The 21,605-nt window shown below is 61.7% G+C and carries 23 protein-coding genes; 8 read left to right on the top strand and 15 right to left on the bottom strand.

Annotated elements, in window-relative coordinates:
* Window positions 1–21 precede the first annotated feature (21 nt).
* Together I6L46_RS18350 and torA are read left to right on the top strand one after the other, a co-directional pair.
* Complete coding sequence (locus tag I6L46_RS18350; RefSeq protein ID WP_005339847.1) at window positions 22–1,152, top strand: NapC/NirT family cytochrome c; 1,131 nt, start codon at window positions 22–24, stop codon at window positions 1,150–1,152.
* 23 nt (window positions 1,153–1,175) lie between these two features.
* A complete protein-coding gene (gene torA / locus I6L46_RS18345; protein WP_216976648.1) occupies window positions 1,176–3,656 on the top strand; it encodes a trimethylamine-N-oxide reductase TorA in 2,481 nt (826 codons plus the stop codon).
* 85 nt (window positions 3,657–3,741) lie between these two features.
* Here the strand turns inward: torA and I6L46_RS18340 are convergent, their stop codons facing one another.
* Genes I6L46_RS18340 through I6L46_RS18325 form a run of 4 tightly spaced genes read right to left on the bottom strand, consistent with a single transcriptional unit; the run spans window position 3,742 to window position 6,607 of the window.
* On the bottom strand, window positions 3,742–4,203 hold the full coding sequence (locus I6L46_RS18340; RefSeq protein WP_005339830.1) for a hypothetical protein: 462 nt from the start codon (window positions 4,201–4,203) through the stop codon (window positions 3,742–3,744).
* A gap of 41 nt (window positions 4,204–4,244) precedes the next feature.
* A complete protein-coding gene (locus I6L46_RS18335; protein ID WP_005339828.1) occupies window positions 4,245–5,594 on the bottom strand; it encodes a sensor histidine kinase in 1,350 nt (449 codons plus the stop codon).
* Window positions 5,591–6,247, bottom strand: coding sequence for a response regulator transcription factor (locus I6L46_RS18330; protein ID WP_005339826.1), 657 nt, complete (start codon window positions 6,245–6,247; stop codon window positions 5,591–5,593). Before I6L46_RS18330 ends, I6L46_RS18335 begins: the two co-directional genes overlap by 4 nt.
* Before the next feature lie 21 nt (window positions 6,248–6,268).
* On the bottom strand, window positions 6,269–6,607 hold the full coding sequence (locus tag I6L46_RS18325) for a PepSY domain-containing protein (protein WP_005339825.1): 339 nt from the start codon (window positions 6,605–6,607) through the stop codon (window positions 6,269–6,271).
* Window positions 6,608–6,670: 63 nt separating this feature from the next.
* On the opposite strand from I6L46_RS18325, the gene I6L46_RS18320 reads away from it, so the two are divergent.
* Window positions 6,671–6,919 carry a PepSY domain-containing protein gene (locus I6L46_RS18320; RefSeq protein ID WP_013724184.1) on the top strand — a complete coding sequence of 83 codons (249 nt, stop codon included), beginning with the start codon at window positions 6,671–6,673 and terminating at the stop codon, window positions 6,917–6,919.
* Here I6L46_RS18320 and msrQ read toward each other — a convergent pair.
* Both msrQ and msrP read right to left on the bottom strand, forming a co-directional pair.
* Window positions 6,916–7,542, bottom strand: a complete 627-nt coding sequence (msrQ, locus tag I6L46_RS18315; RefSeq protein ID WP_005339821.1) for a protein-methionine-sulfoxide reductase heme-binding subunit MsrQ — start codon at window positions 7,540–7,542, stop codon at window positions 6,916–6,918. The genes I6L46_RS18320 and msrQ overlap by 4 nt on opposite strands.
* Window positions 7,533–8,534 (bottom strand): protein-methionine-sulfoxide reductase catalytic subunit MsrP, encoded by a 1,002-nt coding sequence (gene msrP / locus I6L46_RS18310; protein WP_216976646.1) that lies wholly within the window; start codon window positions 8,532–8,534, stop codon window positions 7,533–7,535. The genes msrQ and msrP overlap by 10 nt, the downstream gene beginning before the upstream one ends.
* A gap of 368 nt (window positions 8,535–8,902) precedes the next feature.
* On the opposite strand from msrP, the gene I6L46_RS18305 reads away from it, so the two are divergent.
* Window positions 8,903–9,385, top strand: coding sequence for a DUF1097 domain-containing protein (locus I6L46_RS18305; protein ID WP_005339809.1), 483 nt, complete (start codon window positions 8,903–8,905; stop codon window positions 9,383–9,385).
* Between the two features lies 1 nt (window position 9,386).
* Here I6L46_RS18305 and I6L46_RS18300 read toward each other — a convergent pair whose 3' ends face one another.
* The 4 genes from I6L46_RS18300 to I6L46_RS18285 all read right to left on the bottom strand — a co-directional run bounded on the left by I6L46_RS18300 (window position 9,387) and on the right by I6L46_RS18285 (window position 12,784).
* Window positions 9,387–10,667, bottom strand: a complete 1,281-nt coding sequence (locus I6L46_RS18300; protein ID WP_129504896.1) for a sigma 54-interacting transcriptional regulator — start codon at window positions 10,665–10,667, stop codon at window positions 9,387–9,389.
* The gene (locus I6L46_RS18295; RefSeq protein WP_216976644.1) at window positions 10,664–11,182 is read right to left on the bottom strand and encodes a hypothetical protein; all 519 of its coding nucleotides are present in this window, start codon (window positions 11,180–11,182) and stop codon (window positions 10,664–10,666) included. Before I6L46_RS18295 ends, I6L46_RS18300 begins: the two co-directional genes overlap by 4 nt.
* Before the next feature lie 5 nt (window positions 11,183–11,187).
* Window positions 11,188–12,588, bottom strand: a complete 1,401-nt coding sequence (locus I6L46_RS18290) for a HAMP domain-containing sensor histidine kinase (RefSeq protein ID WP_031227888.1) — start codon at window positions 12,586–12,588, stop codon at window positions 11,188–11,190.
* Window positions 12,589–12,691: 103 nt separating this feature from the next.
* The gene (locus tag I6L46_RS18285) at window positions 12,692–12,784 is read right to left on the bottom strand and encodes a YnhF family membrane protein (protein ID WP_005339800.1); all 93 of its coding nucleotides are present in this window, start codon (window positions 12,782–12,784) and stop codon (window positions 12,692–12,694) included.
* 124 nt (window positions 12,785–12,908) lie between these two features.
* Here I6L46_RS18285 and I6L46_RS18280 point away from each other — a divergent pair, with 124 nt between their 5' ends.
* Complete coding sequence (locus I6L46_RS18280; protein ID WP_216976642.1) at window positions 12,909–13,484, top strand: 2-amino-4-hydroxy-6-hydroxymethyldihydropteridine diphosphokinase; 576 nt, start codon at window positions 12,909–12,911, stop codon at window positions 13,482–13,484.
* Here I6L46_RS18280 and I6L46_RS18275 read toward each other — a convergent pair.
* Window positions 13,410–14,114: an SDR family oxidoreductase gene (locus I6L46_RS18275; RefSeq protein ID WP_216976640.1), complete on the bottom strand. Its 705-nt coding sequence runs from the start codon at window positions 14,112–14,114 to the stop codon at window positions 13,410–13,412. The genes I6L46_RS18280 and I6L46_RS18275 overlap by 75 nt on opposite strands.
* A gap of 162 nt (window positions 14,115–14,276) precedes the next feature.
* Between I6L46_RS18275 and I6L46_RS18270 the strand changes: the two genes are divergently transcribed.
* Entirely contained in the window at window positions 14,277–14,681 is a 405-nt protein-coding gene (locus I6L46_RS18270) for a CBS domain-containing protein (RefSeq protein ID WP_021231463.1), read from the top strand.
* Here I6L46_RS18270 and I6L46_RS18265 read toward each other — a convergent pair.
* Complete coding sequence (locus tag I6L46_RS18265; RefSeq protein ID WP_216976638.1) at window positions 14,678–15,214, bottom strand: DUF2301 domain-containing membrane protein; 537 nt, start codon at window positions 15,212–15,214, stop codon at window positions 14,678–14,680. The two genes, I6L46_RS18270 and I6L46_RS18265, sit on opposite strands and share 4 nt — an antisense overlap.
* A gap of 87 nt (window positions 15,215–15,301) precedes the next feature.
* On the opposite strand from I6L46_RS18265, the gene I6L46_RS18260 reads away from it, so the two are divergent.
* Window positions 15,302–16,066 carry an ABC transporter substrate-binding protein gene (locus tag I6L46_RS18260; RefSeq protein WP_123173967.1) on the top strand — a complete coding sequence of 255 codons (765 nt, stop codon included), beginning with the start codon at window positions 15,302–15,304 and terminating at the stop codon, window positions 16,064–16,066.
* 62 nt (window positions 16,067–16,128) lie between these two features.
* Here the strand turns inward: I6L46_RS18260 and asnC are convergent, their stop codons facing one another.
* On the bottom strand, window positions 16,129–16,590 hold the full coding sequence (gene asnC, locus I6L46_RS18255) for a transcriptional regulator AsnC (protein WP_005339783.1): 462 nt from the start codon (window positions 16,588–16,590) through the stop codon (window positions 16,129–16,131).
* 154 nt (window positions 16,591–16,744) lie between these two features.
* Here asnC and asnA point away from each other — a divergent pair, with 154 nt between their 5' ends.
* Window positions 16,745–17,737, top strand: coding sequence for an aspartate--ammonia ligase (gene asnA, locus I6L46_RS18250; RefSeq protein WP_216976636.1), 993 nt, complete (start codon window positions 16,745–16,747; stop codon window positions 17,735–17,737).
* 300 nt (window positions 17,738–18,037) lie between these two features.
* Here the strand turns inward: asnA and clpB are convergent, their stop codons facing one another.
* Window positions 18,038–20,611: an ATP-dependent chaperone ClpB gene (gene clpB / locus I6L46_RS18245; protein ID WP_216976634.1), complete on the bottom strand. Its 2,574-nt coding sequence runs from the start codon at window positions 20,609–20,611 to the stop codon at window positions 18,038–18,040.
* Between the two features lie 202 nt (window positions 20,612–20,813).
* Window positions 20,814–21,551: a peptidoglycan editing factor PgeF gene (gene pgeF / locus I6L46_RS18240; RefSeq protein ID WP_216976632.1), complete on the bottom strand. Its 738-nt coding sequence runs from the start codon at window positions 21,549–21,551 to the stop codon at window positions 20,814–20,816.
* Between the last annotated feature and the right edge of the window lie 54 nt (window positions 21,552–21,605).

Here is a 21,605-nt window from a genome sequence, read left to right as displayed (position 1 = left end):
TGACCGTAGGAAAACGCCGCCATGATTGGAAAACTGATAAGAAAAACCTGGTTCTGGCTCCTGCTGCTCGGGGCCCTGCTGGGTGTCGCGGCACTGGGTGTCACCGTGACCGTGCTGCACAAGACCAGCTCCACCGAATTCTGCGTCTCCTGCCACTCCATGCAGACTCCACTCGCCGAGTATCAGGGCAGTGTCCACTTCCAGAATACCAAGGGGATCCGCGCCGAGTGCGCCGACTGCCACATCCCGGGCGACCCCACCTCCTACCTGTGGACCAAGATCCGCGCCGTGAAGGATATCTATCACGAGGCGATCGGCACGCTGGATACCCCGGAAAAGTATGAAGCCCACAAGCTGCGGATGGCCCAATCCGTCTGGGACGAGCTGAAAGCCAACGACTCCGCCACCTGCCGCAGCTGCCACAGCTACGAGGCGATGGACATTCTGGCCCAGCGCCCCAATGCCCGCGCCGAGCACCCGGTCGCCATCAAGGAGGGTCAGACCTGTATCGACTGCCACCGCGGTGTCGCCCACATCATGCCTGACATGAGCGGCCTGGCTGCCGCCGGTGCCAGCGAGCTGGCGCAGGCTGCGGCCCAGACTCCGGCCAACGTCACCACCCGCTACGCCATCGCCACCACCCCACTGTTCCTCGATGCCGCCGCCAAGACCGACGAAGGCACCCTGATGCCCTCCACCAAGGTGGAAGTGCTGGCCAACGAAAACGGCCGCGCCAAGGTGCAGATCGAAGGCTGGCAACAGGATGGTGTGAGCGAAGTATTCTACGCCGCACCGGGCAAACGGATCCTTAGCGTACTGGTCGGCGATGCCGCCAAGAAAGCGCTGGTCACCGGCCAGAGCGAAACCGACAGCGCCACCAACCTCACCTGGCATCAGGTCAAGCTGACCGCCTGGGTAGACCAGAGCCAGCTTATCGGCGATCAGGGCAAGCTGTGGCAATACGCCTCCACCCTGATGTCCAACAACTGTACCGGCTGCCACGGCCTCACCGCACTGGATCACTTCAATGCCAACCAGTGGATCGGCGTCATCAAGGGGATGGAATCTCGTACCTCCCTGACCCCGGAACAGGCTCGCATGTTGACCCAGTATGTCCAGAAACACGCCAGTGACATGAGCGCGGCCCACTAAGGCTGGCACAGAGGAAAACCGTTATGACTTTTTTCAATGACAAGAAGACCAATCTGTCCCGCCGCAACCTGCTCAAGGGGCTCGGCGCCTGCGCAGCCCTGCCCCTGCTCGGCGGCATTTTTCCCAAGAGTGCGCTGGCGCAAGCCATCAGCACCGCATTGAGTCAGTTCCCGACCCTGGTGCCCGCCCAGAAGGGCATTCTGACCGGCGCCCACTGGGGGGCTTTCGAGGCGATCGTCGAAGATGGCCGCATGGTGCGCGTCCAGCCGGTGGCCGATGATCCGGCGCCGAACGATCTCATCGACATGGCGCCGTTCCAGGTGCACGCCAAGAACCGCATCAAATACCCCATGGTACGCAAGAGCTGGCTGGAGCATGGCCCGGGCGCCAAGCCGGAGCTGCGCGGTGCCGACGAGTGGGTGCGAGTGAGCTGGGACAAGGCGATCGAACTGGTGGCCGGTGAAATCCAGCGCGTGCAGAGTGACTTCGGCCCGCAGGCGATCCACGCCGGTTCCTACGGCTGGAAGAGCGTCGGCATGTTCCACAACAGCCGCACCCTGCTGCACCGCCTGATGAACCTCTCCGGCGGCTTCACCGGTTATGCCGGTGACTACTCCACCGGTGCGGCTCAGGTGATCATGTCCCACGTGATGGGCTCCATCGAGGTGTACGAGCAGCAGACCGCCTGGCCCAACGTGGTGGAGAACGCCGAACTGGTGGTGCTGTGGGGGGTCAACGCTCAGGTCACCCTGAAGAACAGCTGGAACATACCGGACCACGAAGGTCAGGCCGGTTTCATGGCGCTGAAAGAGAAGGGCACCCGCGTCATCAGCATCGACCCCATCTACAACGAGACCGCCAAGCTGGTCGGCGCCGAGTGGATTGCCCCGAACGCCTACACCGACGTGGCCATGATGCTGGGTGTAGCTCACACCCTCTACAGCGAGAAGAAGCACGATCAAGCCTTCCTCGATCGCTACACCGTCGGCTTCGACAAGTTCCTGAACTACCTGCTCGGCAAGGATGACGGCCAACCGAAGAGCGCCGAATGGGCGAGCAGCGTCTGCGGCGTCGATGCCAAGGTGATCCGCCAGCTGGCTCTCGACATGGCCACCAAGCGCACCATGATCATGGCCGGTTGGGGGATGCAGCGTCAGCAGCACGGCGAACAGCCGAACTGGATGCTGGTGACGCTGGCCTCCATGCTGGGCCAGATCGGCCTGCCGGGCGGCGGCTACGGCTTCAGCTACCACTACTCCTCCGGTGGCAGCCCCACCGCCAAGGGCGGCATTCTGGCGGGTATCTCCGCCGGTAACGCACCGAAGAACAGCCCGGCACCGATCCCGGTGGCCCGCATCGCCGACTGTCTCGCCAACCCGGGCAAAACCATCGACTTCAACGGCCGCAAGGTGACCTATCCGGACATCAAGCTGGTCTACGTGGCGGGCGGCAACCCCTTCCACCACCATCAGGACACCAACAACCTGCTGCAGGCGTGGCGCAAACCGCAGACCGTGATCGTTCACGAGCCCTACTGGACCGCCACCGCCAAGCACGCCGATATCGTGCTGCCGGTCACCACCAGCTACGAGCGCAATGATCTGGAGATGGGGGGCGACTACTCCCAGCGCTATGTGTTCCCGATGCACCAGTGCGTGCCGCCGCAGTTTGAAGCCCGCAACGACTTCGACATCTTCAGCGCCATCGCCGCCAAGCTGGGCGTGCAGGAGCAGTACACCGAAGGCAAAGACGAGATGCTGTGGCTCAAGCAGATGTACGACGGCATGGCAGCGCAGGCCCGCGGCGCCCGCGTGGCGCTGCCGCCGTTCAACATGTTCTGGGAATCCAACAACTACATCCGCTTCCCAATCCCCGAAGCGAACCGCCAGTGGATCCGTCACGCCGATTTTCGCGAGAACCCGCTGCTCAACCCGCTCGGCACCCCGTCCGGCAAGATCGAGATCTTCTCCAACACGGTAGCCGGGATGGGTTACGCCGACTGCGCCGGCCATCCCAAGTGGTATGAGCCCAAGGAGTGGGTGAAGAGCGAGGTGGCGGCGCGCTATCCTCTGTCGCTCAACACCTCCCACCCGACCCAGCGGCTGCACTCCCAGCTCGACAACACTCCGCTGCGAGACAAGTTCGCCATCGCCGACCGCGAGGCGATCATGATCCATCCGCTGGATGCCAAGGCTCGTGGCATCGCCCAGGGGGATCTGGTGCGTGCCTTCAATGAGCGCGGCCAGATCCTGGTGGGCGCCCTGCTCTCAGAGGATGTGCGCCAAGGGGTGGTGCGGATCTGTGAAGGGGCCTGGTACGACCCGGCCAAGCCGGGCGAAGCGGGCAGCATCTGCAAGAACGGCAACGTCAACTGCCTCACCTTCGACGAAGGCTCGTCCAGTCTGGCGCAAGGCAACTGCGGCCACATGGCCCAGCTGCAGATCGAGAAGTACACAGGCCCTGTGCTGGCCAACACTGCCCACGCGGTACCGGCCAACGGCTAAGGCGATTGCCACCCAATAAAAACGGCGCCATCAAGGCGCCGTTTCTTTATCTGTCTGCCAAAGCGCAGGCATGGTCGGGACGGGTTTAGAACTCCCCTTCCTCCATATACTCCTGCGCGCACTCCACCAGTTGTGGCCACAGCTCTTCCGGCACCCAGGCGTCCGGGTCATCTTCGTCCCCGTCGTACTGGCTCCAGAAATAGCGGCGCAGGCCGGAGGCAAACTCGTCGCTGATCTCGGCCAGCTCCGAGAGCGGCCCCAACCAGGCGATGCGACGCAGGCCGGAGGCGAGATCGTTGATGGCATCCATCAGGGTGCGATCGTCGAAGCTCTGCTCCACCAGCAGGGTGAAGCGCTCGCGCGCCTGCTCGGTCTGCTCCTCGTCCAGCTCGCCCACATCGGCCAGCAGGTCGACAAAATCTTCCAGAAGGAACGCGATCAGGCCATCCCTGTCTTCAAACCACTGGATCTGGGCGCCCTTGACACCCAGCACAGAGGCATCAAACGAATCGTCAAGGTGACACAGTGCCCACGGATCGTCGGTCATGCTTCTCTTCCTCAGGCTAAAACAAATGCCATATGTTATGCCTAGCTCTCGACTCTTGCCACCTTGGGCAACGAGAGGGAGGCGGCCAGACCGCCCAGTTCGGCGCGGCCCATGATGAAACTGCCCCGATAGGCTTCCGCCAGATCGGAGACGATGTTGAGACCCAGGCCCGAGCCCGGCACCTTCTCGTCGAGCCGCACCCCGCGCAGCACCGCCTTGGCGATCTGATCCTCGCTCATGCCGGGGCCGTCATCCTCGATACGCAAGGTGATCCAGCCCCCCAGCTCGGCGCTGGAGATGCGCAGCTCGCTGGCAGACCACTTGAAGGCGTTCTCCAGCAGGTTGCCCACCATCTCGTCGAAATCCTGCTCTTCTACCCCGACCGCCAGATTGGCGGGCACTTGCAGATCCACTGTCTTGCCCGGATAGAGGCGGGAGAAGGCGCGGCAGATATACTCCACCCGCGCCCGCACCGGGGTCGAGACCCCGAGGATCTTGGCGGCGCCAGTCACCCGCGCCTTGCCGAGGTGGTAATCGATATGGCGCTGGATCTGGTCGAGCTGCTCGCCGATGGCGGCCTGATCCTCCGGCGGCAATTGAGCCACCTGATTGCGCATGATGCTGAGCGGCGTCTTGAGGGCGTGGGCCAGATTGCCGGTGTGGGAGCGCGCCCGCTGCAGCAGCTCGCCGTAGTGGTGCAGCAGCCGGTTGATATCCTCCACCAGCGGCTGGATCTCCAGCGGATAGCGCAACCGGAACCCCTCCTGATGACCCTCGTGAACCCGCCCCAGTTCGCGGCGCAGCAGGTGCAGCGGCCGCAAACCGTAGACGATCTGGAACATGAAGCCGAGCACCAGACCGGCGGCGGCAAAGCCGAGACCGAGGAACAGGCTAATCCGGGTCTTGTTGAGGGTCTGGGTCAGGGCGCTACTGTCCTTGGCCATCACCAGAGTGAACACCCGATCCGAACCGGGCAGCAGCACGGTGCGGGTCATGATCAGCAGCGGCTCCTTGTTGGGCCCCTTGCCGACGAAAAGGTCAGGATCGCCAAACGCCGACTTGAGGCCGTCGCTCTTCAGGTTGGTATCCCACAGGGAACGGGAGCGCCCCACCACATCGCGGCCCAGCTCCAGCTGCCAGTAGTAGCCGGAGTAGGGTTGATTGAAGCGGGGATCGGAGAGGGAGCCGGTGACCACCGGCAGGCCGGTTTTGGCCACTTCCAGCCGGGAGAGCAGATCATAGAGCTGCAGGCGTAAACCGTCGGCCTCCGCCTCCTGCCAGTAGTTGCGCATCATGGTCTGCAAGCTGAAACCGGTGGCGAACAGAAACAGCCCGCACCACACCAGCGCGATGGCGACCAGTCGCCCCCGGAGGGTTCTGACCAGCCTCATTCGTTGATCCGGTACCCGAGGCCGCGCACTGTCTCAATCAGATCGGGGTTGGTTTTCTTGCGGATCCGGCCGATGAACACCTCCACGGTATTGGAGTCGCGGTCAAAATCCTGAGCGTAGATGTGGTCGATCAGCTCGCTGCGCGACACCACCTTGCCCCTGTGCTGCATCAGGTAACCCAGCACCCGGAACTCGTGGGCAGTCAGCTTGATGGGAGTCCCTTCGTACCACACCTGCGACGCCGCCATGTCGAGCCGCACTCCGCCGATCTCCAGAATGGAGCTGGCGTTGCCTGCCGCCCGGCGCACCAGCGCATGGACTCGCGCCACCAGCTCGGCCACCTGGAACGGCTTGGTGAGGTAGTCATCGGCACCGGCGTTGAGCCCCTCGATCTTCTCGTGCAGCTGGCCACGGGCGGTCAGCACCAGCACCGGGGTATCGATCCCCTTGCTGCGCCACTCTTTCAGCACGCTCAGGCCATCGCGCCCCGGCAGGCCGAGGTCGAGAATGATGGCATCGTAAGGTTCGGTCTCGCCGAGAAAACCGGCCTCGTTGCCATCGTGGCAGAGGTCGGTGACAAAGCCGGAGAGGCGCAGCTGTTCGGCCAGCTGACCAGCCAGAATTTTTTCGTCTTCAACAATCAGAATTCGCATGAACAGGCTTCCACACAGGGGTTATTCATCATCCTCGACCGGGGGCTTTGGCGGTTCGAACAACCGCTCCAGATGGTGGCCCTTGGCCCACACCAGCTCAAGGTTGTCAGCCCGATAGGCCACCTTGATCACGCTGTTTTCCCGATCGATGACTCGCAGTTCATAGAGCCAGATACCATCCTCTTCCCCCAGATCCACCCGCAACACCCGCACCGGCAATCTGGCCGCCACCTCCATCATTTCATGGAAGGGCCGAACCCGTCCCTCATGGACAGCTTGCTGCAGCATGGCTTCATCAGGCGTGACCGCCTGTGCCAGCAACGGCAGCAATAACCCAAGCAGAGGGAGCGCTCTATTCATGGATGATTCATCTCCAAAAACCTAACATAATGGCGTTTATAGTCTGCCAGCCATGAATCCGGAATGAATATGATCCCGCGCAGTTTCCTGCTAATCCTTTGTCTGTTGAGTGCCACAAGCTGGGCGGCCCAGAGCCGTCTCGACATGGCCGGGCTGGTCAAACTCCTGCTGGCGCAAGGGTATCACGACATTCGGGAAGTGGAGCTGGAAGGGGACAAATTCGAGGTCAAAACCCTCAATCGCCAGGATCAGAAGGTGCATCTCATCGTCGATGCCTACACCGGCGAGATCAAACAACAAGAGGCCGATTAGGCCTCTTTTGCATTCCAGCGTCCCCGCATGGGGCGCAGCAGCTTCTCCCGTCTCGGCCAGAGCAGGGCGCAGGCCAGCAGCAGGTAGATGAGGGGCTCCCCCCAACCACTCTTGAGCGACCACCAGTAGTGCACCGGCACCAGCAGGGCGATGGCATAGACCCAGTTGTGCAGCTTCTGCCATGCGGCACCCATGCGGCGCTGCAATGCGGGCAGCGAGGTGATGCTGAGGGCGGCCAGCAGCAACAACGCTACCATCCCCACTACTATGTAGCTGCGCTTGACCAGCTCGCCGCCAATCAGGCCCCAGTCAAACTGCAGATCCAGCCCCAGCCACGCCATGAAGTGGAGCAGCGCCCAGGCAAAACACCAGAGCCCGAGGGGGCGGCGCAGCTTGATGAGCTGCCCCTGCCGCCAGCGCTTGGCCAGCGGCGACACCAGCAGGGTGAGCAGCAGCAGGTTGAGCGCCCCCTTGCCGAGGTAGTGGATAAGCTCGGGCACCGGATCGCCCCCCAGCAGACCTGCCGGAATGGCAAAAACCAGCCAAAGCAGGAAGCCGAGGGAGCCCAGATGCACCAGCGCCCGCAAACCGCTGATATGGGCTGGTTTCAATCTCAGTACCATTGGCGCAGATCCATCCCCTGATAGAGCGAGGCGACTTCGTCACCATAGCCGTTGAACATCAGGGTCGGCTGACGCTTGGCGCCAAACACTCCGCCCTCACCGATGAAACGCTCGCTTGCCTGACTCCAGCGCGGGTGATCCACCTGCGGATTGACGTTGGCATAGAAGCCATATTCGTTGGGAGCCAGCAGGTTCCAGGTGGTCGGCGGCATCTCCTCTACCAGCCGGATCGAGACGATGCTCTTGATGCTCTTGAAGCCGTACTTCCACGGCACCACCAAGCGAATCGGCGCGCCATTCTGGGCGGGCAGGGTCTTGCCATAGAGCCCCATCGCAAGGAAAGAGAGAGGGTGCATCGCCTCGTCGATACGCAACCCCTCCACATAGGGATACTCGATGCCGCCTCCCAGACTGGAGGCCTGCCCCGGCAGCTGTTTCGGATCAAACAGGGTTTCGAAGGCAACAAACTTGGCACGACTGGTGGGCTCGGCACGGCGGATGATCTCCGCCAGCGAGATGCCATTCCAGGGCAGTACCATGGACCAGGCTTCGACGCAGCGCAGCCGGTAGATCCGCTCCTCCAGCTCGCTCTTGTTGATGAGGTCCCACACATCGAGGGTAAAGGGCTTGGCCACCTCCCCCTCCACCTTGAGGGTCCAGGGTTCGGGCTTGAGGTAATGGCCGTTGCGAGCCGGGTCGGACTTGTCGGTGCCGAGCTCATAGAAGTTGTTGTAACTGGTGGCCTTCTCTTCCGGTGTCAGCACCAGATTGGCCGGGCGCTCGGCAGGCTTGCTGTTGAGCGGCTTGGTGGCTAACTGGGGAGCATCCTCTTTACCGCGCAGCAGGTCGAGTACACCGGCCTGAGTGGGGAAAGCGAGGGTGGCGGCGCCCAGACCCAGTCCCTTGAGAATAAGGCGGCGGTCCTGATAGACGGCTTCCGGGGTGACATCCTGTTCGGTGAGGGGGTGGACGGTACGACGCTTGATCAACATGAAAAACTCCCGGGGCTGAGTGAGGCAGTATGGATAAGACCCGCCCCGGCAGATTTTTATTTCACACAAATTTACATCATGTGGTGCAGGGGCAGTGCCTTGGCCATGGTGCCGACCAGAAACAGGACTACGAACACCAGCAGGGGAACGATCACATTTGGCGCCATCAGACTCACTCCATGAGCAGGACAGGGCCTTCAACTATGGCCGACTGTCAGGCCGGTCACCAATGAATTTTTTTCGCGAGCGCAAGCGTATTCCTGAGTTGAAAAGGGTGATGAAGATCACACACAATTCGGCCCCCGCTTGCCGCCCCGATTGCCGGGGGTAGGCTGCCCATTTTGCGAAGCCAACTGAAGAGTCGCCCCATGAGCCCACTGATCGCCATCGCCATCACCACTGGAATTCTCTCCGCCGTCTGGGGCTGGATTGCCGTCGCGTTCGGCCTTATCTCCTGGGTCGGCTTTCTCGGCTGCACCAGCTATTTCGCGTCAAGCGGCGGCTACAAGGCACTGCTGCAGACCATCTTCTGCAACACCAGCGGCATGCTGTGGGCACTGCTGCTGATCCATGGCGACAGTCTATGGGGAGCGGGTGTGGCGGGTTATGTGATGACGGGGGTGGTCGCCACCCTGATGTGCGTACAGGCCAAGCAGCAGTGGCTCGGCTACATTCCCGGCACCTTTGCCGGTTGCTGTGCCACCTTCGGGGCGGCTGGCGAGTGGCGGCTGATCCTGCCCTCCCTCATCATTGGCGCCTTGTTCGGTTACCTGATGAAGGCGAGCGGCCTCTGGCTCTCCCATAAAACTCAAAAAGCCGATGCCGCTCCGGCGGTGGTTGATCCCGCCTGATTTATCCCTTCGATTTGAAGTTTGCAGCTTCGATACCGTGCCGATTCAATAACTTGTAAAAATCGGTACGGTTTCTGCCCGCCATGTTGGCCGCCAGGGTCACGTTGCCCTCGGTGGTGCGCAGCAAACGGATCAGATACTCCTTCTCGAATTCGGCCCGCGCCTCGTTGAACGAGGGGATGCCGCCGCCACCGCCGCTCAGGGCGGACTCCACCATGGAGACCCCGATCACCGGGCTGCAACAAAGGCTGGCGAGCTGCTCCACCACGTTGCAGAGCTGGCGCACGTTGCCGGGCCAGGCCGCGGCAGCCAGCATCGCCAGCGACTCGGGCGAAAATCCCATGGCGGCGCAGTCACTGTGGCGGCTACGGTAATCGTCTAGCGCCTGACGGGCCAGCAGGGGGATATCCTCGCTGCGGGCACTGAGAGACGGCAAGGTGATATTGGCAACGTTGAGACGGTAGAAGAGATCTTCCCGAAAACGCCCCTCCTCCATCGCCCTGACCAGATCCTGATGGCTGGAGCTAAGCACCCGCACCTCCGGCGTGCCCTGACCATACTCCTCCATCACCTGCAGCAGCTTGGCCTGCAGGGATTCGGAGAGGCTGCCAATCTCGTCGAGAAACAGGGTCGCCCCCTTGGCCTGCTCGAACAACCCTGACTGGCCATCTTCACCAAACAGCTGCAAGTCGAGTGACGCCCACGGAATGGCGGCACAGTTGATGGTATGGAGCGGCTTGTCGCGCCGCTGGCTGGCCTGATGCAGCGCCTGCGCCATCGCCCCCTTGCCGGAGCCTGACGGCCCCATGATCAGCACCGGTACCTCCATGGTGGCAATGCTGTGAGCCTGGATCAGCAGCTGCTCCAGCTGGGGATTGCGGGTCAGGATCAGCGACTGCCACTCCTGCTGCTGTTTCGGCCGGGTCAGGCTCAGCGCATGTTCGATGGTGGCGAACAGCTCATCCTTGTTGATGGGTTTGGTCAGAAAGCTGAAGACCCCGGAGCGGGTCGCCTGAATGGCGTCCGGGATAGTGCCGTGGGCGGTCATGATGATCACCGGCAAACCCAGCCACTGGGCCTGGATCCGCTCGAACAGCGCCAGACCGTCCATGCCGGCCATCCGCAGATCGCTCAGCACCAGATCGGCCCGTTGCTGACGCAACCGGTCGAGGGCTCCTTCCGCGCTGTCGGCGGTATCCACTTCATAACCCTGACTGCGCAGCCGCATGCTCATCAGTTTGAGCAGGCTGACGTCGTCATCCACCAACAGGATCCGGCTCATGGTATTACCTCACGATTCTCGTTCAGCTTGCGCTGGTTGAGCTGGTCGTCGATAGCGGTCAGCTGCTCGATCTGGCGGCGCAGCCGCTGGATCTCCTGACTCTGGTCATCGCGACGGCTGTCGCGAGCCAGCAGCTGTTCGCCGAGGGCGATCCAGCTGCGTAAAAATGCCTGCGCATCGAGACCCAGTTCGGGCAGCATCTGCTTCAGGCGCGCCAGACCGGCGGTGCGATTGGCCACCGATTCGGCGGGGTGGGAGTACACCATGGCCAGACTGACCCGGCTCTCCAGATCGTCAGCCCCTTTCAGACGCTGACGCTCCTGCACCCGTTGCTGGGGGTGACTGGCCAGCAGCCAGTCGGAGTATTGCAGACGCACCTGCATCTCCTTGTTGGCAAACTCCATCCGCTTGGCAAAAGCGATATCGGAGGACTCCCGCTCTACCTGTTGCGGCAGCAAGGAGCAACCCGCGAGCAGCCCTGCCATCAGAGCTGGAAATACGCGTTGTATCTTCATAGTCCTCATTTCAACGTCAACCTGAAACAGACATCAGCCTGTTCATCCTCTACCAGAACCAGTTCCCCCCCCAGGCTGTTGGCAGACTCGCGGGCGATGGAGAGGCCCATGCCCGAGCCTTTCAAGAGACCTTGCCGCACAGTACTGCCCTGCTCGAAGGGTTCAAAAATACGTTGCTGATCGGCCACGGGGATCTTGGGCCCCTCGTTGGCCACTTCCAGCCAGCTTATCTGTTCATTCTGCCCTGCCCTGATCCAGATATTGCCCCCGCTGGCGCCGTAACTGACGGCGTTGGAGAAGAGGTTATCGAGGATCAGCCGTAGCCGGTAGGGCTCCGCCCACAGGGTAACCGGCACGGTCGGCAAGTGTACACGGATCTGCTTGGACTCCAATGCCAGCCGGTACTCTGCAGAAAGTTCCGACAACATCGGCAGCAGGGGGACGGGCTCCAGTTCGAAGGCCTCCTGCTGACTGAGCCGGTTGAAGTCGAGCAGCCGCTCGATCAGGGTCTGCAAACGCCGACTGTTCTCGTCGAGCATCTGGCAGATCTCCAGCTGATCCGGCGTCAAAGGCCCGACCAGCTGCTCGCAGAGCAGATCCGTCCCCTCCCGCAGCACCGCCAGCGGGGTCTTGAGCTCGTGAGAAACATGACGCAGGAACTGGTATTTCTGCAGCTCCAGCTCCTTGAGTTTGTCGTGCAGCCAGACGATCCGCTCCCCCAGCAATACCAGCTCGGCAGGGCCGTCAACCGGCTTGGGATCGGGTTCGACCCCGGCACCCAGACTCAAGATGCGCGACTCAATCTGTCGTACCGGGTGGATGATAAGGTAGGTGAAGATAAAGACCATCAGCAGGCTGAGCGCCGCGACCGCTCCGCTCACCCACCAGAGCTCGCTGGTCAGTCCGGCGATGGTGAGCTGCACCCGATCCATGTGTTCGTCAACCCGGCTGCGGGTGACTATTTCGAGCTGCTTGTTGGCATCGTTGAACTGCTCGAGCTTGTCCCCCGCTGCCGCCGCCCGGGCCAGCGCGGCATCCTGCAGGCTGTCGAGCCAGGCCAGCCCCTGATCGAGCCCGCTGTAAAGCTGGCCGTCGGTGATGGAGTTGCGGTGTTCCGCCAGCAACACCCGATAACCATCGAGTTGCTGCTGGTAGCTGGTGAGACTGCGGCGATCCCCCAGCACCGCGAAACGGCGCAAGGTGCGTTCGATATCGATGGCTTGCGCCGTCAGCAGGGTGGCGCGGCGGGTATCCTTGACCGCCCGCTCCATCTCGTCGCTGGTGAGCTGACTGAGGTGGGCAAGGGAAGTGCTGTTGTGCCAGATCATGCCGCCCAACGGCATCAATACCAGCACAAATCCCATCAATACCACCTGCAGCAGGGAGCGTGGGCGAACCTTGGTCATCATCTCTTCTCTTGCATTCTCACCGGTGCGCCAGCATAGCCGCACAGCCCCAAAAAACAAAACCGGCCAACAGGCCGGTTTGTATTATCTGGATTGTGGTGATTCACGCCAACGCGACAGAGGCCAGACAGATAATCATGATCATCGCCAGCGCGCCCGAGGCGGTCAACAGCGCCCATTTCAGCTCCACACTCATGCAAACCTCCTTTCTGCCAATCAGTGCCGGATCACAATAGATAAGACAATGTTAAGCCATAGTTAATCCGATAACCGTGAGCTGCGTATACATTTCAGATGAGCCCAACCCCGGGAAGGTGAGCATGTTCTATCTGTGTAGCATTGGATCCAATATTGACCCGCACATCCATGTCAGCCGGGTGCTGGCCGAGCTGCTTGCGAACGTCGGCCCCCTGCGGCTGAGTTCGGTGATCCGCACCAAGCCGGTGGGAATGCACTCCAGCCACGACTTTCTCAACTGCCTGCTGGTGGTGGAGAGCCCGCTCGATGCCGCCAGCCTCAAGCAGTACTTTGTCGCCCTTGAAGTGGCTCACGGCCGGGATCGCAGCGATCCGCTCTGCAAGGTGCACGACCGGCCGCTCGACATCGATATTCTGGCCAGCAACAGGAGCGGTGACTTTGCCTCGGCAGAGGTCGATTCCTATCTGGCGGAGCTGCTGGCCGAGCTGTACGGTCATGGCGAGGTGCATGACCCCAAGGTGGCGCTGCAAGTGACGCTCCCCGCCCCGTCGGGCAAGCTCAAACCCGGCAAAGGCTTGCTGACCCGGCAGGTCGGGCTGGAGCCGCTGGTGCTTGGCAAACTTTCAGAGAGTGGCCAGCGCGCGCCCGCCATCTACCTTGATGCTGGCCCCCGTCATATAACTGTTCCCCATCAGTAACTGCACCGCCTGCCAGATGGGCTCCAGCCCTCCCTCCCGCGCCAGCGGTGTTTTCGCCAACACCTGCTGGCGCCATGCCTCGTCATGCTCGTCGAGAAACAGAATGGGGCCCGGCTCTATGGTGTTGACCCGCACCGCAGGCGCCAGCTCTCGGGCAAAGCTCATGGCCAGCGAATGGGCTCCCGCCTTGGTGGCCACATAGCTGGCAAAACGGGGGGCCGGGGCATGGATATAGATATCGGTGATGTGAATGATGCTGGCGTTGGGATTGCTGGCCAGCCGGGGGGCCAGCGCCCGGTTTAGCTGGAAGGGGGCCGCCATGTGTACCCGGTAGAACTGCTCGAACTGGGCCAGTTGCGCCGCCGGATCAGTTGCCTGCGGCTCGAAGGCCGAGGCGTTGTGGATCACCAGCGTCAGATCCTGATGCGCAGCCAGCACATCGATCAGCTTGCCAACGTCCTCTTCCCGGCCAAAATCCGCCTGCACCAGCTCGACCCCCAATGCAGCCAGCGTGGCCAGCTCCGGCCGCTCTCTGCGATAACTGCCCGTCACCTGCCAACCCGCTGCCACCAGCTGTTCACAGAGATAAAATCCGAGTCGACGGCCGCAGCCCGTAACCAATGCACGCATACGATCTCCTTTCCCTTTCATGGTCTTGCATGAACGAAGCCCGCCTGCCAGCGGATCACCGCCGATGGCTTGTGCCTATCAATCCCTGCGGCACAAGCCATTGGTCGCGGGCCACCCACCCGCGTCATAGTGGCGGCATCCCCCTCTTGCGGAGTCACCACCATGCTGAAAGTACACCACCACATGGGTCGCCTGACCCACACCCTCACTGCCGGACTCGGCCTGGCCGAGGCGCTGGATCGCCTGCATCAATCGGGTCTTGGCGGCCTGCCGGTGCTGGATGAGCAGAAACGGCTGATCGGCTTTCTCTCTGAACAAGACTGCATTCCCAGCCTGCTCACCGGCAGCTACCACTGCGATACCCGCACCAGGGTGGAGGATCTGATGAACCGCTCGCCCCTCTCGGTCGGGCCGGATGAGAGCATTCTGGATCTGGCTCGCCAGATGGCCGATGCCAAGCCCAAGATCTACCCGGTGCTGCAACAGGGCAAGGTGATCGGCATCATCAGCCGCCGTCAGGTGATGCAGGCCCTCAACCAGCAGATGAAGGTGTGCCAGCAGACCTAGATCTGGTAACGCCCCTTGTCACCGATATCGAAGTGCAGGGGCATCCGCCACTTGGCCAGCGCCAGCAAGGTCAACAGGGCCCCGCATACCAGCGCCACCAGTGCGGCGGCCCACTCCACCCGCAACCACTCCAGCAGCCATAACGCCGGCAGCAATACAGGCACCAGCTTGATGCCGGGAATGGCGAAACAAAACTGCTCCTTGAACGCCAGCCCGGAGAGGGTCGCCAACGCCGCCCCCAGCACCAGCGCATCCGGCGCCCCTACCGCAGCCAGGGCCAGTGCGCCCCAACCAAACCCCTGCAGAATCAGGCGAATCCGCTTGTCGTAGATATGCAGCGAGAAGCCGCAGATTGCGCTTGCCACTGCAAGTGACATCAACCATTGTGCCGACGGGAGCAGTGCCATCCCGCTCAGCAGCGCCGCACCGCGGTAAAGCAGCAACAAGGCTGCCGCACTCAAGCCAAGGCGGTAGAGCGAGACGATCAACTTGTCGATCCCGTCCAGCGGGCTCTCGATTTCAGGATTTGCCATAAACAGTCGCTTCTAACGGATCAGGTGCCATCCAATATACTGGAATCAGGTCTTGGAATATCTTCAAACGGGCTCAGGAGACGTAGTTTGCGTGTGATCCCCCTGTTTTGGTTGCTGTTTCCACTCGGATTGCCCGCCAAAGAGCTGGTGATCTGCGGCACCATGGAGCCCCCGCTCAAGTTTCTCGATGCCGATCAGAAACCCCGCGGACTCGATATAGATATCGTCACCGCCATCTTCGACAAGCTGGAGACGCCCTTTCGGATCGAGCTGGCCGACTCCGGTGCCCGCCTCACCCGCAATGCCGAAACCGGCGCCTGCGATCTGGTGATGACCCACTCCTACAAGGCAGAGCGGGAGAGTTATCTCATCTATCCCCAACAGGCCCATCTTCGCCACAGCTGGCACTTCTTCGTGCGCAAGGCGGACCTGATGAAGATCCGCTACGAAACGCTGGCCGATCTCAAACCCTGGCGCATCGGCGTGACCAAGGATTTCTCCTACACCCCTGAACTGGCAGCGGCCATGACCGACCCGGCCTATCAGTTCCAGGAGATCACCATGAACCAGCTGCAACTGCGCAAACTGCTGGCCGGACGGATCGATACCGTGCCGATGCCGCTGGTCACCGCCTTCACCCAGATCAAGGAAGAGGGGCTGACGGGAAAGATCGATTACCTGCCCAAACCGCTCAAGAGCAGCCCCTACTTCAACACCTGGGCCCGCGCACGGGCGGATGCACAGACCCCAGCCCTGATGGCCGCCTACGATGCCGAACTGCTGCGCATGAAGCGAAACGGCAGCCTCAAGGCCCTCTACGACAAGTACGCCATCCCCTATATCGAACCCTGATCAGGGGTCAGGGTTTCGCACGGGAGATGGATCTCTACACCCTACCCCTTATACAACCCACCTCAAGGCTTCACGTCCCGCAGGATCGGATTCTGCAGCGAAATCAGGGTTTCAGTGGACTGGATCTCGTCGATGGTCTGGATCTTGTTGATCAGCACTATCTGCAGCTCGTCGATGGAGCGGGTCATCACCTTCATGAAGATGCTGTAGTGGCCCGTGGTGTAGTAGGCCTCCACCACTTCGTCCAGCGCCTGCAGCTTGGCCAGTGCCGAGGGGTAATCCTTGGCACTCTTCAGATTAATCCCGATAAAGCAGCAGACGTCGTAACCCAGCTTCTTGGGGTTAACCTGCACCCGTGTCCCCTCGATGATCCCCGCCTGTTTCATCTTCTCCACCCGCACATGGATGGTGCCCGGGCTGACCGCCAGTTGTTTCGCAAGTTCGGCGTAAGGGATTCGCGCATTCTCCATCAGGGCGGTGAGGATGGCCTGATCGAGATTATCGATCCGGTAATTTTCCGGCATTTTTTTGCCCTCCCGTTGACGATACCTCATTAAATAACGGCTTATTTTGAAGAAAAAAACACATAAAGCCTATTTCTATTATCGAATATTGAATTTGGTTGGCAATCTGTTGAAGAATCACCACATCCAACGGGGTTTGAAACAGGAATTCAGCATGAAACAGCACTACATTCGCAGCCAACAGCAGATCAGCTTCGTCAAAGAGATGTTCTCCCGCCAACTCGCCCAGCAACTGGGTCTGATGGAGGTACAAGCCCCCATCCTGAGCCGGGTCGGTGATGGCACTCAGGACAACCTCTCTGGCCACGAGAATGCAGTGCAGGTCAAAGTAAAAACCCTGCCGGAGCACAGCTACGAAGTGGTCCATTCACTGGCCAAATGGAAGCGCCAGACCCTGGGTCGCTTCGGGTTCGGCCCGGGTGAAGGGATCTACACCCACATGAAGGCACTGCGTCCGGACGAGGATCGCCTCACCCCCATCCACTCCGTCTACGTGGATCAGTGGGACTGGGAGAAGGTGATGCCGAGCGAGCGCCGCGATCTCGCCTATCTGCAAGAAACCGTGCGCGGCATCTGGGCCGCCATCAAGGCCACCGAGCGCGCGGTCTGCGCCGAGCACGAGCTGACCCCCTTCCTGCCGGCGGAGATCCAGTTCCTGCATAGCGAAGAGCTGCTGGCCCGTTACCCGGACCTCGATGCCAAGGGGCGCGAGCGCGCCATCGCCAAAGAGCTGGGCGCCGTGTTCCTGATCGGCATCGGCGGTGCCCTCTCCCACGGTGAGCGTCACGATGTGCGTGCCCCGGACTACGACGACTGGAGCAGCCACAGCGAGCTGGGTCTGGCGGGTCTGAACGGTGACATTCTGGTGTGGAACCCGGTGCTGCAAGACAGCTTCGAGATCTCCTCCATGGGGATCCGGGTCGATGCCGAGGCACTGCGCCGCCAGCTCGCCATCACCGGCGACGAGGATCGCCTGCAGTATGACTGGCATCAGGATCTGCTGGCCGCACGGATGCCGCAAACCATCGGTGGCGGCATCGGCCAATCCCGTCTGGCCATGCTGTTACTGCAAAAAGAGCATATCGGGCAGGTTCAGGTTGGTGTGTGGCCAGCCGAGATGAAAGCCGCCATCCCGGGCATGCTGTAAACGCGTTGATTTCATCGGTCTGGCCTGCGCGCAGTGGCTCGCGAGTCAGCCCTGAAGGTGTGTGGCGGTGCGGACTGAACGAGCGCAGTCCGGACATGCTGTAAGTCGCGTGGTCATCCCTGATGACCCGCGGCGAAACCGGGGCTTGCCCCTGCGACCCGCTCAACCCACGCAAGGTCGCGTCACTACATTCCTCCCGGCAATCTTCGGATTGCCGTTTTTTTTGCGCCCGAATCCCCGCAACCAGATATGACAACGCCAGCCCGAGGGCTGGCGTTGCAAACATCGACACGAGATCGGTTACTGGGTCATGGTCAGGCCGTTGCTGTCGGCCCCCAGCACCAGTTTTTTGCCCGGCACGATGCGGCCGGAGAGCAGGGCCTGCGCCAGCGGGTTCTCTACCTTCTGCTGGATTGCCCGCTTGAGGGGGCGTGCCCCGTAGACGGGGTCGAACCCTGCGTGAACCAGCTTCTCGAGCAGCGCTTCGCTCACCTCCACCTCGTAGCCCTGAGCCTCCAGACGGCCCATCAGGCTCTTGAGCTGGATGCGGGCAATGGACTTGATGTGCTCCTCGCCGAGGGGGTGGAACACCACTGTCTCGTCGATCCGGTTGATAAATTCCGGCCGGAAACTGCGGGTCAGCACATCCATCAGCATGGCCTTCATCTCGTCGTAATCCTTCTCGGAGTGGTGCTCCTGAATCAGATCCGACCCGAGGTTGGAGGTCATGATCACCACCGAGTTACGGAAATCGACGGTCCGACCCTGGCCATCGGTCAGGCGGCCATCATCGAGCACCTGCAACAGGATGTTGAACACATCCGGATGCGCCTTCTCCACCTCGTCCAGCAGGATCACCGAGTAGGGACGACGGCGTACCGCCTCGGTCAGATAACCGCCCTCTTCATAACCCACGTATCCGGGAGGCGCCCCCACCAGACGGGCCACGCTGTGTTTCTCCATGAACTCGGACATATCGATCCGCACCATGGCATCCTGGGTATCGAACAGGAACTCCGCCAGCGCCTTGCACAGCTCGGTCTTGCCCACCCCGGTGGGCCCCAGGAACAGGAAGGAGCCGATGGGGCGATTCGGATCGGAGAGACCGGCACGGGAGCGACGAATGGCGTTGGAGACCGCATCGACCGCCTCTTCCTGACCAATCACCCGGCTGTGCAGCTGCTCTTCCATCCGCAGCAGCTTGTCGCGCTCCCCTTCCAGCATGCGGGCGACCGGAATACCGGTCCAGCGGGCCAGGACGTCTGCAATCTCCACGTCAGTGACCCGGTTGCGCAGCAGGCTGGTCTCCTGCATCTCGGCTTGAGTGGCGAGATCCAGCTGTTTCTCCAGCTCGGGAATGCGGCCATATTGCAGCTCGGACATCCGGCCCAGATCGCCTGCGCGGCGCGCCACGTCAAGATCCTGACGGGCCTGCTCCAGCGCCGCCTTGATATGCTGGGTACCGGCGAGGGCAGCCTTCTCGGCCTTCCACACCTCATCCAGCTCGTTGTATTCCCGATCTTTTTCGCCAATCTCCTGATTGATCAGCTCCAACCGTTTGCGGCTGGCGTCATCGTCCTCCTTCATCAGCGCCTGCTGCTCCAGCTTGAGCTGGATGATGCGCCGCTCGAGGCGATCGAGCGCCTCGGGCTTGGAGTCGATCTGCAGCCGGATGCTGGCCGCCGCCTCGTCGATGAGATCGATGGCCTTATCCGGCAACTGGCGATCCGCGATATAGCGGTGTGACAGCTGGGCCGCCGCCACGATGGCAGGGTCGGTGATCTGCACATGGTGGTGTAGCTCGTAACGCTCCTTCAGACCGCGCAGGATGGCAATGGTGTCTTCGACTGTCGGCTCTTCCACCAGCACCTTCTGGAAACGGCGCTCCAGCGCGGCATCCTTCTCGATGAACTGGCGATACTCATCCAAAGTAGTGGCGCCGACGCAGTGCAGCTCGCCCCGCGCCAGCGCAGGCTTGAGCATGTTGCCCGCATCCATGGCCCCTTCGCCCTTGCCGGCGCCGACCATGGTGTGCAGCTCGTCGATAAAGAGGATGACGTTGCCCTCCTCCTTGGCGAGATCGCTCAGCACGGCCTTGAGCCGCTCTTCAAACTCGCCGCGATACTTGGCCCCGGCCACCAGCGCCCCCATGTCCAGCGACAGCACCCGCTTGTTTTTGAGCCCTTCCGGCACTTCGCCGTTGATAATGCGCTGAGCCAGCCCCTCGACGATGGCGGTCTTGCCGACGCCGGGGGCACCGATCAACACGGGGTTGTTCTTGGTGCGGCGTTGCAGCACCTGAATGGTACGGCGGATCTCGTCATCGCGGCCGATCACCGGGTCGAGTTTGCCGATTTCGGCCCGCTCGGTCAGATCGATGGTGTACTTCTCCAGCGCCTGACGGTTCTCCTCGGCGTTGGCATCTTCCACCTTCTTGCCGCCACGCACCTTGTCGATGGCCGCTTCCAGTTTCTCTTTGGTCAGCCCCTGGGCGCGCAGCAGCTCACCCAGCGTTCCCTTGTCGTCGAGGGCAGCCAGCACGAACAGCTCGGAGGAGATGAACTGATCCTTGCGCTGCTGGGCCAGTTTGTCGCAGACGTTGAGCAGGCGGCCGAGGCCGTTGGAGAGCTGCACGTCCCCTTCCACGCCGCTGACGCGCGGCAGGCGATCCAGCTCCTCACCGAGACGGGAGCGCAGGGCGTTGATATCCATCCCGGTCAGAGTGAGCAACGGACGGATGGAGCCGCCATCCTGATTGACCAACGCGGTCATCAGGTGAACGGGTTCGATAAATTGGTGGTCACGACCCAGCGCAAGAGACTGGGCATCGGAAATAGCAATCTGGAATTTGCTGGTAAGGCGATCGAGGCGCATTGCACTCCCCCTTCAAACAGGCAGACGCCGCTTGCGCGGCAAACAACATAACTTTCTGAGATGAAAGATGAGGCCCGCACGGGCTATTTCAAGGGCTGTGACTGGTTATTTTTTCTGCAAGACGGGACAAGAACAGGATCCCCGCCTCTCTCATACGGATCTGTTCTTGAGAGAGACGGGCTATTACTTGGCGGGTGATTGCTTAGCGGGCCAACCAGATGAGGGAGGCCATCCGGCCGGTCTGACCGTCGCGACGATAGGAGTAGAACTGCTCGCTATCGCTGAAGGTGCAGTATTCGCCGCCATAGACGGCGGTAACGCCGGCACGGGCGAGGCGCAACCGCGCCAGCTGGTAGATATCCGCCAACCATTTGCCGTCGTTGGGCGAAGGGACGAACGCCGCTTCTGCTTCAGCCTGCTCCGCCATAAAGGCCTCACGCACCTCGCCACCCACTTCAAATGCAGTGGGGCCGATGGCCGGGCCAAGCCAGGCCAGGATCTCGCCCGGCTCGCAACCCATGGCAGCGATGCTCGCCTCCAGCACGCCCTCTTTCAGGCCACGCCAGCCAGCATGGGCGGCGGCCACCACGGTACCGGCCCGATCGCAAAACAACACTGGCAGACAGTCGGCGGTCATCACGATGCAGGCCAGCTCCGCCTCATGGGCGCAGGCGGCATCGGCATCCGGTGCTTGCAGATAATGGCTGCTGACCGGATGAACCACGGTGCCGTGCACCTGATTAAGCCAGTTGAGGGGCCCCGGGATGGCGGCCGCCTGCTGCAAGCGGGCGCGATTGGCCTCGACTCGCGCCGGTTCGTCACCCACGTGGGCGCCCAGATTGAGACCGGCAAAGACCCCTTCACTGACGCCGCCATCCCGGGTGGTCGACAACGCCCTGACACACGCCGGGGCTGGCCAGTCGGGTTCGATCCATTTCATCTGTGACTCCTTCAATTCACCGATATAAAAACGGGGCTCCTGTAAGGGAACCCC

Source organism: Aeromonas sp. FDAARGOS 1416, assembly GCF_019048085.1.
GTDB classification, from domain to species: Bacteria; Pseudomonadota; Gammaproteobacteria; order Enterobacterales; family Aeromonadaceae; genus Aeromonas; species Aeromonas veronii.
The sequence above is the reverse complement of the archived record's forward strand: the minus strand, read 5'-3'. Positions and strand labels throughout refer to the sequence as shown.

Excerpts from the sequence above, each read along its gene's own strand:
- I6L46_RS18350 (WP_005339847.1), top strand. The coding sequence starts at position 22 with ATGATTGGAAAACTGATAAGAAAAACCTGGTTCTGGCTCCTGCTGCTC.
- torA (WP_216976648.1), top strand. The coding sequence starts at position 1,176 with ATGACTTTTTTCAATGACAAGAAGACCAATCTGTCCCGCCGCAACCTG.
- I6L46_RS18340 (WP_005339830.1), bottom strand. The coding sequence starts at position 4,203 with ATGACCGACGATCCGTGGGCACTGTGTCACCTTGACGATTCGTTTGAT.
- I6L46_RS18335 (WP_005339828.1), bottom strand. The coding sequence starts at position 5,594 with ATGAGGCTGGTCAGAACCCTCCGGGGGCGACTGGTCGCCATCGCGCTG.
- I6L46_RS18330 (WP_005339826.1), bottom strand. The coding sequence starts at position 6,247 with ATGCGAATTCTGATTGTTGAAGACGAAAAAATTCTGGCTGGTCAGCTG.
- I6L46_RS18325 (WP_005339825.1), bottom strand. The coding sequence starts at position 6,607 with ATGAATAGAGCGCTCCCTCTGCTTGGGTTATTGCTGCCGTTGCTGGCA.
- I6L46_RS18320 (WP_013724184.1), top strand. The coding sequence starts at position 6,671 with ATGAATATGATCCCGCGCAGTTTCCTGCTAATCCTTTGTCTGTTGAGT.
- msrQ (WP_005339821.1), bottom strand. The coding sequence starts at position 7,542 with ATGGTACTGAGATTGAAACCAGCCCATATCAGCGGTTTGCGGGCGCTG.
- msrP (WP_216976646.1), bottom strand. The coding sequence starts at position 8,534 with ATGTTGATCAAGCGTCGTACCGTCCACCCCCTCACCGAACAGGATGTC.
- I6L46_RS18305 (WP_005339809.1), top strand. The coding sequence starts at position 8,903 with ATGAGCCCACTGATCGCCATCGCCATCACCACTGGAATTCTCTCCGCC.
- I6L46_RS18300 (WP_129504896.1), bottom strand. The coding sequence starts at position 10,667 with ATGAGCCGGATCCTGTTGGTGGATGACGACGTCAGCCTGCTCAAACTG.
- I6L46_RS18295 (WP_216976644.1), bottom strand. The coding sequence starts at position 11,182 with ATGAAGATACAACGCGTATTTCCAGCTCTGATGGCAGGGCTGCTCGCG.
- I6L46_RS18290 (WP_031227888.1), bottom strand. The coding sequence starts at position 12,588 with ATGACCAAGGTTCGCCCACGCTCCCTGCTGCAGGTGGTATTGATGGGA.
- I6L46_RS18285 (WP_005339800.1), bottom strand. The coding sequence starts at position 12,784 with ATGAGTGTGGAGCTGAAATGGGCGCTGTTGACCGCCTCGGGCGCGCTG.
- I6L46_RS18280 (WP_216976642.1), top strand. The coding sequence starts at position 12,909 with ATGTTCTATCTGTGTAGCATTGGATCCAATATTGACCCGCACATCCAT.
- I6L46_RS18275 (WP_216976640.1), bottom strand. The coding sequence starts at position 14,114 with ATGCGTGCATTGGTTACGGGCTGCGGCCGTCGACTCGGATTTTATCTC.
- I6L46_RS18270 (WP_021231463.1), top strand. The coding sequence starts at position 14,277 with ATGCTGAAAGTACACCACCACATGGGTCGCCTGACCCACACCCTCACT.
- I6L46_RS18265 (WP_216976638.1), bottom strand. The coding sequence starts at position 15,214 with ATGGCAAATCCTGAAATCGAGAGCCCGCTGGACGGGATCGACAAGTTG.
- asnC (WP_005339783.1), bottom strand. The coding sequence starts at position 16,590 with ATGCCGGAAAATTACCGGATCGATAATCTCGATCAGGCCATCCTCACC.
- asnA (WP_216976636.1), top strand. The coding sequence starts at position 16,745 with ATGAAACAGCACTACATTCGCAGCCAACAGCAGATCAGCTTCGTCAAA.
- clpB (WP_216976634.1), bottom strand. The coding sequence starts at position 20,611 with ATGCGCCTCGATCGCCTTACCAGCAAATTCCAGATTGCTATTTCCGAT.
- pgeF (WP_216976632.1), bottom strand. The coding sequence starts at position 21,551 with ATGAAATGGATCGAACCCGACTGGCCAGCCCCGGCGTGTGTCAGGGCG.